The sequence below is a fragment of the Vibrio sp. 10N.222.55.C6 genome (genome assembly GCF_041473395.1).
GTDB lineage: Bacteria > Pseudomonadota > Gammaproteobacteria > Enterobacterales > Vibrionaceae > Vibrio > Vibrio crassostreae_C.
In genome coordinates this window covers 1-226 of the sequence record NZ_JBFRSD010000950.1, presented here as the reverse complement: position 1 = coordinate 226, position 226 = coordinate 1, and the positions used below count along the sequence as shown (strand labels likewise).

The 226-nt window shown below is 47.8% G+C and carries 1 protein-coding gene; it reads right to left on the bottom strand.

Annotated features, from left to right (window positions below):
* A partial coding sequence (locus tag AB4486_RS27010; RefSeq protein WP_372119852.1) for a PfkB family carbohydrate kinase occupies nucleotides 1-226 on the bottom strand: 226 nt, incomplete at both ends.

Here is a 226-nt window from a genome sequence, read left to right as displayed (position 1 = left end):
CTCCTCTACGGCATTCGTATTTGAAGAGTTTTTTTGAATAAACTGAGTTAGAGCTTCTTGCGTTGGAAGTGCGGTCATTGCGCCTTTTTGCGTTGTCGCCAGTGCACCACAACCATTCGCCCACTGAATTGCAGAGTCGACGACTTGTTGATTGTTCCACTCATCATGTTGAGAAAGCTTTGCAAGCAAGCCGCCAACAAAAGCATCGCCTGCCCCTGTAGTATCC